The sequence below is a fragment of the Pseudomonas aphyarum genome, assembly GCF_028657055.1.
Classification (GTDB): Bacteria; Pseudomonadota; Gammaproteobacteria; order Pseudomonadales; family Pseudomonadaceae; genus Aquipseudomonas; species Aquipseudomonas aphyarum.
In genome coordinates, this window is sequence record NZ_JAMDGS010000006.1 from 164433 (window position 1) to 177275 (window position 12843).

Genomic DNA, 12843 nt, shown 5'->3' on the forward strand with positions numbered 1-12843 from the left:
CAAGGGGTCAGCCGATGATTCGGGTTTTACTGTCCGCGATCACATAGGGAGAAGCGACGGCGGTGACATAACCAATGCCCACCGGCACCCCGGTCGCGGTCGATACGATTTCGGAAATATCCTTGACTCGCGTCAGCAGCCCCACCGCCGAAACAGACCCGCCAACGCCTGCCACAATCCCCACATACAGGAGAATGGAGCTTCTCCAGGCCGAGGCGAGATGGTTCTTGCCGGCTTCGTCATCCCCCAGGCTGTAGGCAACGATGCCCTGGACGATCGACCGTGTGATGCGCACGATGCTGCTCACCAATCCCACCGGCGGGACGAACAGCGAAACGATATCCACCGCAAGCTCGGTGATCACCATGACCGTGTTCCAGAATCGCTCGGCAGGTGTGGTGGTCTGATAGTCAACGTCGCTGAGCACACGGGAAATCATGCTGTCGAATTCGAACTTGAAATGGGTCACGACAGAACTGTTGTTCAACGCCGGGGCAGGGAGAGCGCCTGAAGCGTTTTGGCAGCGACTGACAAAGTTCTGTACGACACTCCTGTGTTCGAGCCTGGTCAGTGCGATGACGTGATTTCCCAGGTCGGCGTCCTTGAGCCCCAGTGTCAGGGACTCGAGTGGGCGGAAACCAAGGCCATCCGGAGCCTTCGGAATATAGACCAGCAGCTGCAGCTTCCCTGCCACCCGGCGTCCAAACGTATAAGCGCCCTCGATGCGTCGCCCTTCAAGAACCAGCGTGTAGATACCGTCCTGCGGGGTAGTGCCCGGCTTGAACGGATCCAGTTCATGAGGACGGTCATGATCGAGCCCGTCGACCAGTCCCGCCAGCCAGGTGAATTGCTCGGAGGACAGAGAGCCCTGCATTTTCTGGGTCAATGCGGCCCTGAGCATTTCGTTCTGCTTGATCTTGCAGAACAGTTTCGCCTTGAGATCCAGCGAAGGGCCGTTGGCGAAACGGTCGACCAGATGCCATTCATACATCATGCCCGGCCGCAAACCGATCAACGATTTGACGACCGTCGCATTCAGATCTCCCAATGAAGATCCATCCCGGGAGACGAATGCCACCTGATCGTCACCAGGCCAAAGCTGCCATTGAATGAAGAGATGGGTGAGCGTCATCCAGTCCTGCCCTTTCACCTTGACATCAACGCGATCAGGATCGATCAACGGGTGGTTCGGGTCAGAACGACGCAGATGACTGTTCAACCGCTCCATCACCTGGTCTCGTGAATAAGAAACCAGCGTGGGGATATTCAGCTCCTCTTTCGACAGTTCGTAGATCGCCCTGAAATCCGTGGTCAGTCGGGTAAGCATTTCGCGATCCCGCGACGCCGCACTCCTGTACCAGACAGGCGTAGCCACCTGTTCCTCGGCAATTTCCCAATCGATGATTTCATGAATGGCCCCCATCAGCGGCCCGTCTTCGTGCCCCCGAGTCCACTCGACCAGGGTGACACCACCCCACCACCATGGCTGAAACACAGGGCCCGGTTCGTCATAAGAGAGCTCGTCTTTCACGAAAGCTGCACGATCGTTGCTGAAAGCCTGACCGGTCAGGAATTCACGATCACGTGGCTCGAATCCCCAGGAGATGAACTGGCGCTTCAACCCCGTCAGATCGGAGAATTCGTACCACTGCTGCCCGGTCGGGGCACCCGGCGCGTACAGCACATGTAATTGACGGTCAGGCGCAGCCCCCCTTGCACGAAACGCAATCATGTCCTTGAACGGCTTGTAGCGTTGACGAAAGGCAACGCCAAACGCTTCGACTCCCGGGTCGCCATACAGATACCGCTGCACCATGTTCTGCGCTTGTGGGCCGATGTGTTTTTGCAGGACGGCGGCGAAGTGGCTGAGCGCAATTTCCTGCCCCAGGACTTCGCGCATGGCTTCGCGGGTCCGCGCCTGTGCGAAACGCTGATTGCGCTGATTGGCATATTGCACACGCAGATCAAACTGGCGGATGGCGAGTTCGATATTCGAAGCCGTCAGTCGCGGATTGTCGTGAAAGGCTTCGAGCTTGATCGTGTAGGGAGCCGCCGTGTCATGAACGCCGTACATGAACAACTGGGTCAGGGTTTTACGCTCCACATGTTCGATACGCCGAGTCCCCATGCGCAACGAATGTTGCACTGTCACCCAGACAGTATCAGGGTCCACTCGCCGGGTATCACCCGCGCTGATGTGGGTTTCGACGACACCGCGCACGTAGTCCTGAAAAGAAGATACCCCTTCCATGGCCTCATGCAGGCCCATCTGCCCCTTGAGCAGTTCCTTTTCCAGAGAAGCGAATGCTTCCTGATGGTTGGCGGTGGCATCCTTCAACCATTGCGGCCGGGCGTTTCGGTTCATCAGGGCCAGTAGTCTGGCGACCCGCCCCCTGGCAGCGTCGATGACCGCCTGCTGCTGAAGGGCGCTCTCGACCGAACGCACGAGAGCCGGCCGATCCCCGCCCGGCGCCTGTAACCGGCGAAGAGGGTAAGCAACGTCGCGTTGTTGTTTTTCAAGAAGCTGGGCGGTGAGGGTCTGGAAGATTTCGCCTTGAATGTTCAGGTAACGGATATCCGGAACGCTGCCGAGCTGCTCGGCATCTTCCTGTGAAACGCTCCTGAGCAATTGTGCCCGGGTTTGTGCATTGCCCAGGCGTTGCTGCAACGTTTGATGCATCAAGGCGGGTGTGCGGAACGTTTCCAGGCCGTTCACGGTGGTGTAGAGGACAACCCATTCGTCATCGTCCAGAACCAGTTCGGGAATAGAGCGCCCCGTGAGGTAGGTGACAAAGCAGCCGGCCAGCGTTGCGAATCGACCGTTTTCCAGTTGCAGTGAAAGACTGTAGGCCGGAGTCGGGGATGTGCCCCTGATGAAAACGGCATAGCTTTCCTCTACCTCCGGCCTGACGCCTTGCATCTGCACCGTCGCGCCCAATTCCTGCCAGAACAGCGCTGCATGGACATCCTGCAGCTGACGACTGCGCGAAGCCAGCTCACGCCCCTTGTCGTCCTTCCCCGAAGAAGCAGCCCAGTATTGCGCCAGCAAAGGCGTGTACTTCTGCGCCAGCGATCCCAGCACATTACCGATCAACGAACCGACGGCGACCACATCCAGCCCGTGTATCCGGTCCTCTTCATCCGTGGAGTCAGGCCAGTCGTAGACGCCGTACAGATTGGCGTCATAGACGGGCGCATTGCCGGACATCAGGCACTGCATGAACACGTCCATCAACAACCCGGTCGGTTGCGGATTCACAATCCCTGGACGTTGGGCGGTGATGTACGTTTTGCTGATATAGATATCCGGCGATAACTGTTGAAGTTCCTTTAACATCAGATCCTGCAACAGTGACTTGAACGACGGTAGTGCACCCAGCAAACTTTCCAGGTCGTCCCTGCGCTGATTGATTTCATTCAGATGTTTTTCCGCCGAAAACCTTTTTTCTGTACTCATGATAAAACTCCGTTATTACACGCGATAACCAGACGACAAAATATCGCCCGAGCCGTGCAAACAACTTAACCGGAGCAAAACCAACAAAAACACCCACCATCCTTTGCAAGAAATTTAAAGGGTCAAACTTAAAAAAAACCGACACTCTTATTAACTGACAATTAACAACACAAACCCAGCATTCTCGCGCGCGCCACGGCATGCGTCCGGCGTTCGACGCCCAACTTTGCATGAATTCGCCGGACATGAGTTTTAACGGTATGCAACGAGATGAACAACTTGTCCGCTATTTGTTGATTGGAACTTCCCGCCGCAATCAACCCCAACACTTGCGACTCTCTCAGACTTAATGAACTTTCACTCTCGCCACCCTCAGAAAACTGCTGTTCGGACAATGATTCGGATCCAATAACCGCAGCGGCGTCATCGAACTTCATGAGCAGGCGCCGCAAGTTGAACTGGCGGACCAGCATTCGGCCCTTATCGGAATATTGCCGGGCAGATTCCCGATCACTGAGAATTGATGCCACCTCGCTCATTGCCAGCAGCAGCTCGGCTTCCAGAACGATCATCCGGCAAGACCGAGCCTGCTCGAGCAGAGACTGCAATCGCAGCACTGGCTGCTGCGTCTGCCCCAAACGGGTCTCGGCCAGAATCAGCAAACACTCGATGCGCGGAATCAGCTCCAATGTTGCCGGCGGCGCCTGCCGAGCACCTGGGCCGCGATAGTGCCTGAGTACACGAGTCAGCGCCTCGCGAGCCAGTTCGGGCCGTCCTTGTTGCAGCCAGAATTCGCTGCTGACTTGCAGCAGAACGCCGCGATAAACCGTGTCCGGAATCTGCCGCTGCTGCATGAGCCGCTCGGCATCACGCAGACGCATGAACGCCTGCGGGTAATCGCCCTGATCCGCGGCCAGTTGTGCCTGTCCGAGAAAGCCGTAGAGCACGCGCTTGTCAAAGCTGCGCAGACAGTCGTCGAGCCCTTGTTGAAAGAATCCGGCGGCCCGATCCTGCTGCCCCATGCTCAACGCCAGCCGCCCGCGACGCAGGGCGATGCGTCCCAGCAGCGACGTCGGTCGCTCGACGGACGAGCCGAGCATTTCGCAAAGATCTGCCAGCAACGCCTCCGCGCGAGCAGACGCGCCCCGCTGCTCCAGCAGCTGGGCGTGATCAAGCTCCAGCAAAGCCTCGAACAGTAATGAGCCCTCGGCCCGGGCCAGGCACAACGCTTCACGATTGATCGAATGAGCCAGTTCCAGATCACCGCACAGCAACGCCTGCTGAGTGCGGCCCGACAGACACAGCAGACGTGCAGTCCAGGCCTGGGGCGACAGATCGTTCAAGGCTTGCTCGAAATGCTCGCGCGCCTCGTCCATGTGCCCTTGCAAGTGCAGCAGCCAGCCTTGCTGAGCCTGCCAACGAGCGATCAATTGCCTTTGCTGGCCAGCTGACGGTGGTGGTAAAAAACGCGACAGTTGCCCGATACAATCCGCCGCTTGGGCAAATCGTCCGGCGAACAGCAGCGCTGCCGTGATCAGGCCGACCAACTGGGCAGAGCCGAGTAGCAGTTCCTCGCCGCGTTGTTCGTAGAGCCGCAGCAACAGAACGACCGTCTGCTCCTCGAACAAATGCTCGAAGCTGAAGTGCTGCAGCAGGCTCACCGCGACTTCGTACTCTTCGGCCAGCAACGCCTGTTCGAAGGCGCATTTCCAATGCTGTCCGGCAGCAAACCACTGACAGGCGCGGCGATGCCAGGAACGCCCGGCCGACCAGGGTTCGTCGCGCATCAGACGCGACAGCGGAGCGCACACCTGCAACCAGTCCGGCGACCCTTGCCAGGGTTCGATAAAACACCCGAGCGTTTGCAGCGTGCGCATCCACTGCGCCCCGTCGCCGGCACCGAACAGGTGATCGCACAGGCTGGCATTGAACCGCGGCAGATGCACCAGCACCCGCCAGGCCTCGGCCAGCTCCGGACTCAAACCACTGAACAGTTCGTGTTGCAGGTAATCCAGCAAGGTGTCCATGCGCTGCTGCGGCAAGGTCTTTTGCGACCAGTCGCATTTTTGCATCAACAGCATCCGCACCCCGGCGCACCAACCGCCGCTGCGCTGGAAGATGCGCCCCGCCACACTGTCGGCCTGGGCGGGAGGCAAATGACGCAGCACTTGTGCGATTTCGTCCCGGGTCAGCGCCAACACCGCGCCTTCACATTCGTACAAGGCATCATCGAGCAGCAGGCGGGGCCAGTTGCAGGACGGACGGCGCCGCGTGCCGATCCACCACGTCAGGGCCGGACTGCTGACCGCCAGCATTCGATCGAGAAAAGCATCCAGTGCAGGCTCCGGATATCGGCAGTAATCATCGATCAGCACCCAGGTTGTCGAAGTTCGCCGCGCCAGTTCATACAGCAATGACGTCTCGTCTGCGACTGTCAGCCCCATGGCGTGCGCAAGCCGTTCGCAAAATTCGCCAACGCTCAAGGACGAGCCTGCCAGTGGCAACCAGCACACCGTGCAATTGACGGGCGCCTGCAACAAGCATTCGGTGAGCAGCGCGGTCTTGCCGCTGCCGGCGGGTGCGCAGACCAGTTTGACCCGCGTCGCAGACTCAAGCAGAGCCCCACAAAGGCGCGGACGCGCAAGGTGATGGGAAGACAGTCTCGGGAGAAAATCCGCTCGATCCGGAGCGTGGGTCATGGCGGTCATCGGGTACGCCTTTTTATCGTTGTACACTCACCCTAGCCCTCTCCCCGGCGCTTGTTGACGAGTATTCAGTACGCTGATTGGCGCCCATAAAAAAGGCGACCGTACGGTCGCCTTTTGCCTTGCCAATGTATCGAAACCCTTACCGTACGCCCTCGGCGCGCAGGGCCGACGGGGTGTAGTCGGCGGCCTTGGCTTCGAAGCCGAATTCGAAGCTGTGCTTCTCTTCGTTCTTCATCCCCAGGGCAATGTATCGGCCGGCGATGATGTCGTAGAGCGCTTCGAGGGTGTAGGCCTGGGCCTGGTGATCGTAGTAGTACTGCGCGTGTCCCTCGGCCACTCGCCACAGTTGCCCGCGACCGTCGTAGTGATCGGCCAGCGCCACTTGCCAGCTGTCCTCGTCGATGTACATGTGGCGCTTGGCGTAGATGTGCCGCTCGTTCGGTTTCACCGTGCCGACCACTTCCCAGACCCGATGCAGCTCATAACGGGTCAGATCCTGGTTGATGTGCCCGGCCTTGACGATGTCGTCGTACTTGAGGCTCGGCGAGTCGAGCTTGTAGCTGTTGTACGGAATGTACATTTCCTTCTTGCCGATCAGTTTCCAGTCGTAGCGGTCCGGCGCGCCAGAGAACATGTCGAAGTTGTCCGAGGTGCGCAGGCCGTCGGCAGCGGTGCCCGGCCCGTCATAGGCGACCTGCGGCGCACGGCGCACCCGGCGCTGGCCGGCGTTGTAGATCCACGCCAGACGCGGCTCCTTCACCTGATCGAGGGTCTCGTGCACCAGCAGCACGTTACCGGCCAGGCGCGCCGGAGCGGTCACCGACTGTTTGAAGAAGGTCAGCACGTTGGCGGCTTTGTCCGCGTCCAGATCCTTCATCAGTTGCGGCACCGCGATCTCTTCTTCGAAGCGGATCGGCGTATAGCTGCCGTTGGTCTGCGGGGTCACCTGAGTGATGATCCGTTTGACGTTGCCGCCGTGATAGCGAGTGATGTGGTTCCACAACACCTCGACCCCGTTCTTGGGAATCGGGAAGGCGTAGTAGCGATTGCCGGTGAAATTGGCCAGACCGTTACCGTCGTTGATCGTGGTGACGTTGAGCGCACTGCGCTTGGCCGACTCGTAGATTTCCGGCGGCACGGCCACGGTGCGATGGGTCGGGTAGACCGGGATCTTGTAGGTCTCGGGGTAACGTTTGAACATCGCCACCTGGCCGTCGGACAGCTTGTCCTTGTACTTGTCGACGTTGGCGGCGGTGATGGTGAACAGCGGTTTTTCGCTGGCGAACGGGTCAGCCAGGAAGCCCTTGCTGTCGACCGCACCGGCGTTTTTCGGGATACCACCGGTCCAGGCCGGAATCGACCCGTCGGCGTTGCCGGCCTTCTCGGCGCCCAGCGGCGTCAGGCTGGTGCCAAGCTTGTTGGCTTCGTCCGGCGACACCGCCGCGATCACGTTGGCGGCCAGCAGGCTCAGGGCCAGGACACCGCATTGCAGAATCATCTTGCGCATTGCATTCATCCTTCTCGGGCAGATCAGAAGTTCACACCGAAGCTCAGGGCCACGAAGTCACGGTCTTCGAGGGTGTTGTAGTCACCGCCGAAAAAGTCGGTGTAACTCAGGCTCGCGGTATAGGTGTTGCGGTAGTCGGCATCGACCCCGACGCTGACGGCTTTGGCACCCTCGTTGAACAGACCGTTGGGGCCATAACCGGCGACATCGTGGGACCAGGACAGGTTCGGCTTGAGGTTGATCCCGCCGATCACGTTGGCGTAGTCGAGGATCGCCCGGGCGCGATAGCCCCAGGAGGTGGAGGTGACGAAACCGTCGGTGTCACCGCCGAAACCGTACTGGCCGTAGACCGAGTCACGGCCGTAACGCAGTTTGCTGCGCGACTCCAGTCCACCAACCCGAACCACCGCTGCTTCGCCGACCAGGGTCAGACGCTGTGCGCCCCAGACCTGATCGAAAAAGTGCGTCAGCGTGCTCTGGATCTGCGTCACTTCCTTGCGCCGGTAGCCCTTGTTGTCGGCGCCCGGCGAGGTGACCAGCGGCGACGCGGTACCGCCGGCAATCGGATTGAGCAAGGCCAGAGTCAGGTCGTTGGTATTGACCTGCACCGGCGCGTTGGGCCGGTAGCTGATCTCGCCGGTCCAGGCGGTGCCGGTCGGAAGTGTGGTGGAGAAACTCGCGCCATACAGGCGGATGTCTTCCGGGTATTCGAGGTAGTACTGACCACGCCCGAGCATCACGCTTTGCGCCAGTCCCGATCCACTGCCGGGCGCCAGCCGGTTGGCGATCCCGACCATGCCCGGCAGGGCCGCGAGGGTCGACAGGCCGGCAGTGCTGGTGCCGACGGTCGGTGTGCGGCTGTGGTAATTCATGAAGTAGAGGCCGTACTCGGTGTCATCGCCGAGCCAGCGCAACGCCGTGCCCCATTGCCCGGAATCCCGCGCATCGCGGTCGCCGCCACGGGGCACGATCACGCCTTCGCGGGTCACCTGGATCGGCTGGCCAAAGGCTGCCGCCAGCGGCGCCAACGGGGCGATCGCCGGGCTGCCGACGGTGTAGCCGTTGTTGCAACCGTCCGCCGCCACGTCGACCCCGAAGAAGGTGCCGCAGTTGTCGAGAACGGTCTGATCCCATTCCAGCTGATAGAAGCCTTCGACCGTCAGTTGGTCGGTCAACCCCTGGGAGGCGAACAACATGTTCACCGGAATCAGCCCTTCCTTGATCTCCGCACCTGGCCGGCGGAACGCCGAGACGTCGATCGGGTTGATGCTGTTGATCGAGTTGCCGATGAAGGTACTTTCGCCCCAGCTCACCACCTGCTTGCCGGCGCGCACCGTGCCCGGCAAATCGGCGATGGAGTAGTTGTGATAGACGAACGCATCGAGAATCTGCGCGCCGGACGACTTGGCGCCCTCCTTGCGGCCCTTGTCACTGATCTGTTTGAACTCGCGGTCTTCGTCCTTGAGTTCGAAGTCGTACCAGTACTTGCCGCGCACGAACACACCGGTGTCGCCGTACTTCAGTTCGAGGTCGTGGATGCCTTTGAAGATCTTGGAAAAGGTCTCGCCCTTCTTGAAGTTCAAACGCCCGTCATCACCGGTGGAAGACTGGCCGGTCCCGCCGTTGACCGTGCCCACCAGCGACTTGTCGGCATCGCGCATGCCCCAGCTCGCACCGACCGACAAAGACGAATCGAAGGTGCCTTCGATTTCCCCGATATTGAACGCGACCGCGTGCGCCTGGGCACAGCAACCCAAGGCCACCGCTGCGGCGAGCGCCTGCGGCGTGAAGATGGCGCGCATTGTTGTTTTTGTCATGCGTCTTCCCCGGTGAGTGACAGAAGGCCTCACCCTACTGCCGCCACACGGGAACGATAAGCGCACCAAGGAGGTATTCACGCCGTCGCTCGAAAGGATGAATCCCCGCCTGCGACAAGGCTTCGCGCCCGCCATGAACAGGCTGGATAGAGCACTATCAACGCAACAGATAATGACGAGCACGGTGCGCGCCACTGTTACATGCCCCGTAACAGTGCATGTCCGGAATCGCTATTTTTCCTTTGGCCTCAGGCGCTTATTCTGAGCGGGCTTTCACGGCAGACCGCCGGAAAGCACGAAGTCCACGACCGAGTCGTCGGCAACCGATTTCTGATCGATCGAAGCGTTTTTTCGATTCATCGCCCCGGTGTTCACTGACGTTGATTTGTAGCTCCTTGATCCAACGTCTTACCTTGGCCGCTGCGTTTGCAGCGGCCTTTTTTATGGGCGATGTTTTGGCTGGAAGTCAGCGGCAGAGGCTCTCGAGGCGAGCACTCAAAGGGGAAAGCAGGACTCGGGCAAGTCCTGCCGGATAACCCAGGGGATCAGAGCGAATACTTCTGCAGATTCCCCATCATTTCCTTCAGCGCCTCGATGTTGTCCTTCGGATGCGCCGCGCCTTCGAAATCACAGATCTGCTGCCAGTGCGCCGCGACGTCTTCCGGGGAAAACCCGACACGAGGATCGAACCCGGCACCCAGGCTGCGCTCCCAGCGCACCTTGCCCATCCAGCCGCCACCGACTTCGAACAGGCCCGAGGTTTCCTGGCACTGTTCGCTGGCCAGGTACACCACCAGCGGGCTGACCAGTTCCGGTTTGAGTTGTTCGAACACTTGCGGCGGAATGAGGCCTTCGGTCATGCGCGTGCCGCCGGTGGGGGCGATGGCGTTGACCAGGATGTTGTTCTTGCGACCTTCGATGGCCAGGGTGCGGGTCAGGCCGTAAAGACCGAGTTTGGCCATGCCGTAGTTGGACTGGCCGAAATTGCCGTAAATGCCCGAGGTCGACGCGGTGAAGATCACCCGGCCGTAGTTCTGCTCGCGCAGGTGCGGCCATGCGGCACGGGTCACCTTGTAGGCGCCTTCGACGTGGACGCGGTAGACCAGATCCCAATCGGCGTCTTCCATTTTGTGGAAGGTCTTGTCGCGCAGGATCCCGGCGTTGTTGACCACCACATCGACGCGGCCGAACACATCGAGCGCGTTCTGCACCAGTTTGTCGCCGTCGGTGACCGAATCATGGTTGGCTTCGGCGATGCCGCCGGCCTCACGGATTTCCGCTACCACGCGGTCGGCGGCCGACGCGTTGGCACCTTCGCCCTGGGTCGAGCCGCCGAGGTCGTTGACCAGCACTTTGGCGCCCTGTTTGGCGAACAGCAAAGCGTGAGCGCGTCCCAGGCCACCACCGGCTCCGGTGACGATCACGACTTTATCTTCGAAACGCACAGACTCATTCATCGGGGCAACTCCAGCAGGCCTGAGGGACAGTGTCCCTGAGTGTCAGGCACGACGCGTCTGGTCACAACGAACACGGCTGGGGCTGAATGGTGCGCGATAAGGCTGGGGGATGATGAAAACGTGCCGAGGCGCCAGGCGCCTGCGACACGCAATCAGGAGCACGCCACCTTGCGTGGTGGCAACACGAAGTGATCGCGAAATTCGAGGTAGTGCTTGAGCACCTGCACCGGCGCTTCGGTTTGCGGGTAATGACCGATACCCGACAACAGCACGGTGTCGGCGTCGGGGATCAGCGCTCGATAGCGCTCGACCATGTGCGCCCCGGAAATCGGATCGACTTCGCCATCGATCACCCGCAGCGGCACCTCACCGCGCTGCATCGCCGCGACCCAGCGATCACGCTGAACCCGGCGTTCGGGAATGTATTGAATCAGCTTGTGCATGACTCGCGGCCCGCGATTGCATTCGATCAGGCTCCAGAAATCATCCATCTCGCTTTCGCTGGGCCGGGTGTCCGGGCCAAAAATCTGGTGGAAACTTTTCACCAGTGCATCGCGAGTGAAGGCCCGGCCGATCATCCAGCCCAAGGGGCTGAGCAGCAGTTTTTGCGTCAGCAGCGGCCGGTGGGTTTCCGGGAAAAGTCCCCCGTTGAGGAATACGCAACTGGCGACCTCGATCCGGTCTTCGTAATGCCGGGCCAGCAGTTCCTGGGCAACACTGTCGCCGTAGTCGTGGGCCAGAATGTGCACCGGTTGTTCGACCTGCAAATGCGCGAGCAAGGCCTGTTGCAGATCGGCCTGCTCCAGCAGGCTGTAGGTGTGATTCAGGGGTTTGGCCGAGTCGCCGAAGCCGAGCATGTCGCAGGCAATCACCCGGTAGCGCTGGGACAGTGGCTGCCACAGGTAATGCCAGTCCCAACTGGCCGTCGGAAAGCCATGGATCAGCAGCAGCGGTTCGCCCTGCCCGGCCGTCCAGTAGCGGATCGGCTGACCACGGAAGACAAACGTCTGGCTGCGTTTGCGCCAGGCACTCAGAGGGATCTCGGCGAGAGGCATTAGAGTTTATACCCCGGGTCTTGTTTATCGAGTTTGCGCAGCAGCGCCGGCCAGGCCAGCGCGCCACCCATGCCTTGAGCACTTTTGGTGACGCCGGCGATCATCGCCTTGGCACCTGCCAGAATCTGCGGTTCGATGGCAATCAGTTCCGCGCCGCCGGTCTGCGCCATGACCTGAATGTCGCAGGCGCGCTGAAAGGTGAACATCATCAGGAACGTGTCGGCGATGGTGCCGCCACAGGTCAGCAGACCGTGGTTGTGCAGCATCAGGAAATTGTTGTCACCGAGATCCGCCTGCAACCGCGCTTTCTCTTCATGGTTGAGCGCCACACCTTCATAGGCGTGAAAGGCCAGGCTCGAGAGTACGAACAGCGATTGCTGACTGATCGGCAACACGCCTTGTTTCTGCGCCGATACCGCGACACCGGAGGCGGTGTGGGTGTGCAGCACGCAGGCCACGTCGTGCCGCACTTCGTGCACGGCGCTGTGGATGGTGTAGCCGGCGGGATTGATTTCGTAGGGGCTGTCCATGAGTTTGTTGCCGGCCTGGTCGACCTTCACCAGGCTCGAGGCGGTGATCTCATGGAACATCAGGCCGAACGGGTTGATCAGGAAATCTTCGGTGCCGGGCACTTTGGCGGAAATGTGGGTGAAGATCAGATCGTCCCAGCCATGCAGCGCGACCAGACGATAACAGGCGGCCAGATCGACCCGGGTCTGCCATTCCGCGGCACTGACCTGGTCTTTGACACTCACGGACGAAGGGACGGGGGCTACGCTCACTGTATGCACCTCTGCGTTCTTATTGTTTTTTGCGTGTGTCAGCAGTCTAGTCAGCCCCGG

Annotated in this window: 7 protein-coding genes; all 7 read right to left on the bottom strand. The window is 60.2% G+C overall.

Features of this window, described 5'->3' with window-relative positions:
* Positions 1-7 precede the first annotated feature (7 nt).
* Complete coding sequence (locus M5G18_RS09950) at positions 8-3457, bottom strand: dermonecrotic toxin domain-containing protein (RefSeq protein WP_273899692.1); 3450 nt, start codon at positions 3455-3457, stop codon at positions 8-10.
* A 161-nt stretch (positions 3458-3618) separates the two neighbouring features.
* Positions 3619-6165 carry a helix-turn-helix transcriptional regulator gene (locus M5G18_RS09955; RefSeq protein WP_273899691.1) on the bottom strand — a complete coding sequence of 849 codons (2547 nt, stop codon included), beginning with the start codon at positions 6163-6165 and terminating at the stop codon, positions 3619-3621.
* Positions 6166-6304: 139 nt separating this feature from the next.
* Complete coding sequence (locus tag M5G18_RS09960; RefSeq protein WP_007957243.1) at positions 6305-7672, bottom strand: DUF1329 domain-containing protein; 1368 nt, start codon at positions 7670-7672, stop codon at positions 6305-6307.
* A 23-nt stretch (positions 7673-7695) separates the two neighbouring features.
* Positions 7696-9489: a DUF1302 domain-containing protein gene (locus M5G18_RS09965; RefSeq protein ID WP_273899690.1), complete on the bottom strand. Its 1794-nt coding sequence runs from the start codon at positions 9487-9489 to the stop codon at positions 7696-7698.
* Positions 9490-10034: 545 nt separating this feature from the next.
* A complete protein-coding gene (locus M5G18_RS09970; protein WP_011332507.1) occupies positions 10035-10946 on the bottom strand; it encodes an SDR family oxidoreductase in 912 nt (303 codons plus the stop codon).
* A gap of 152 nt (positions 10947-11098) precedes the next feature.
* Entirely contained in the window at positions 11099-12001 is a 903-nt protein-coding gene (locus tag M5G18_RS09975) for an alpha/beta fold hydrolase (RefSeq protein WP_273899689.1), read from the bottom strand.
* Positions 12001-12783 carry a class II aldolase/adducin family protein gene (locus M5G18_RS09980; RefSeq protein ID WP_273899688.1) on the bottom strand — a complete coding sequence of 261 codons (783 nt, stop codon included), beginning with the start codon at positions 12781-12783 and terminating at the stop codon, positions 12001-12003. The genes M5G18_RS09975 and M5G18_RS09980 overlap by 1 nt, the downstream gene beginning before the upstream one ends.
* Positions 12784-12843: the final 60 nt, after the last annotated feature.

Bases quoted from the DNA above. Each gene is read 5' to 3' on its own strand.
- M5G18_RS09970 (WP_011332507.1), bottom strand. From the start codon at position 10,946: ATGAATGAGTCTGTGCGTTTCGAAGATAAAGTCGTGATCGTCACCGGA.
- M5G18_RS09960 (WP_007957243.1), bottom strand. From the start codon at position 7,672: ATGCGCAAGATGATTCTGCAATGCGGTGTCCTGGCCCTGAGCCTGCTG.
- M5G18_RS09975 (WP_273899689.1), bottom strand. From the start codon at position 12,001: ATGCCTCTCGCCGAGATCCCTCTGAGTGCCTGGCGCAAACGCAGCCAG.
- M5G18_RS09955 (WP_273899691.1), bottom strand. From the start codon at position 6,165: ATGACCGCCATGACCCACGCTCCGGATCGAGCGGATTTTCTCCCGAGA.
- M5G18_RS09965 (WP_273899690.1), bottom strand. From the start codon at position 9,489: ATGACAAAAACAACAATGCGCGCCATCTTCACGCCGCAGGCGCTCGCC.
- M5G18_RS09950 (WP_273899692.1), bottom strand. From the start codon at position 3,457: ATGAGTACAGAAAAAAGGTTTTCGGCGGAAAAACATCTGAATGAAATC.